The 1,646-nt window shown below is 68.3% G+C and carries 2 protein-coding genes; both read left to right on the top strand.

The genetic code is table 11. From position 1 onward, the window contains the following. Positions 1-49: 49 nt before the first annotated feature. Positions 50-988 carry an FAD binding domain-containing protein gene (locus ACRWK7_RS07915; RefSeq protein WP_431855664.1) on the top strand — a complete coding sequence of 313 codons (939 nt, stop codon included), beginning with the start codon at positions 50-52 and terminating at the stop codon, positions 986-988. Then, on the top strand, positions 972-1,457 hold the full coding sequence (locus ACRWK7_RS07910) for a (2Fe-2S)-binding protein (RefSeq protein ID WP_431855663.1): 486 nt from the start codon (positions 972-974) through the stop codon (positions 1,455-1,457). Before ACRWK7_RS07915 ends, ACRWK7_RS07910 begins: the two co-directional genes overlap by 17 nt. The last annotated feature ends 189 nt before the right edge of the window (positions 1,458-1,646 follow it).

Raw genomic sequence — 1,646 nt, 5'->3', positions numbered from 1 at the left:
GCGGGACAGACCTTCAGCTCTGTCCCCAACTGAATAGAAGGACGACCTGATGAATTCCATGGAAGCCGCTCTGGCACCGCCCGGCCAAGCCCGTGCCACGGGCCAGGACCGGGCGCGGCCCCTGCCCGAAATCACCGCCTACCTGGCGCCTCGCAGCCTCGACGAGGCATTGCAGGCGATGGCCGATGGCAACGCGACGGTGTTGTGCGGTGGCACGGATCTCGCGCCGCAGACCGAGGCCGGGATGCGCCGCTACAAGGCAAAGCTGGTGAACATCCGCCGCATCGACGGCCTGGGCGGCATCGAGGCCGAAGGCGACGAGGTGCGCATCGGGGCCGTGACGACCGTCAGCGACATCCGCCGCCACCCCGCGCTGGCCCGGATCGCGCCCGTGCTGGTCGAGGCGGCCGGGCATTTCGCCAGCGAGCAGATTCGCAACGCGGCATCCGTCGGCGGCAACATCTGCAACGCCTCGCCGGCCGGCGACATGATCCCGCCCTTGCTGGTGCTGGGCGCCTCCGTCGAACTCGCCTGCTGGCAAGGCGGTGCCGTGCAGACGCGCCGGGTGCCGCTGGACCGGTTCTTCGCAGGTCCGGGCAAGACCGTGAAACGGCCCGAGGAGTTGCTCACGGCCATCGTGTTCGGCCGGCCTGCGCCCGACTTCGTCGCCAGGTTCCGCAAGTCCGGCCCGCGTCCCGCGCTGGAGATCTCCACTGTCTCCGTCGCCTTCGGCGCTCGCGTGATCGACGGCCGGCTCGGCGAGGTGCGCGTGGCGATGGGGTCGGTCGCGCCGACGCCGTTGCGCGCGCCCCATGTCGAGGCGGCGCTTGAAGGCAAGCGGCTCGACGCCGCGACCGTCGCCGCAGCCGTCGCCACCATCGCCGACGACGCCAAACCCATCGATGACGTGCGTGCCAGTGCCTGGTACCGCGGCCATCTCGCCCGTGTCTTCCTCGAAGAGGTACTCGAAGATGTCCGTGGAAACTGAAATCCGCTTCAGGCTCAATGGCCGCGAGACCCGGCTGAAGGTGCCGGTCACCATGAAAGTCCTGTCCATGTTGCGGGACCTGCTCGGCCTGACCGGCACCAAATATGCCTGCGGGGAAGGCGAGTGCGGCGCCTGCACGATCAAGGTCGACGGCAGGACCGTGAACAGCTGCCTGATGTACGCCGTCGATTGCGACGAACGCGAGGTGGTGACCATCGAGGGACTGCGCACGCCCGAGGGCCTGCATCCGGTGCAGCAGGCCTTCGTCGACCACGGCGCCGTGCAATGCGGCTTCTGCATGCCGGGGATGATCATGCAGGCCGACGCCCTGATCGAGGGCAATCCGGCCCTGACCCGGGAACAGGCGCAACGCGGCCTCGAGGGCAATCTGTGCCGCTGCACCGGCTACACCAAGGTGCTGGACGCGGTGGAATCGGTGGTCGCGAACAAGTGCCGCGGCGCTGGCTGAACGGACGTCCCATGTACACGCCCGCATGCGCCCCAAGGAGTGACACGCCATGAAACGCGACGCCATCGGCACCACCATCGCGAAGACGACCTTGATCGGCCAGCGCGTCAGGAAGCCCGACGCGCCCGAGAAGGCCACCGGCAAGACGCGCTACATCAACGACATGGTGTTGCCGCAGATGCTGATCGG

The organism is Azospirillum sp., from assembly GCF_050789165.1.
The sequence above is the reverse complement of the archived record's forward strand: the minus strand, read 5'-3'. Positions and strand labels throughout refer to the sequence as shown.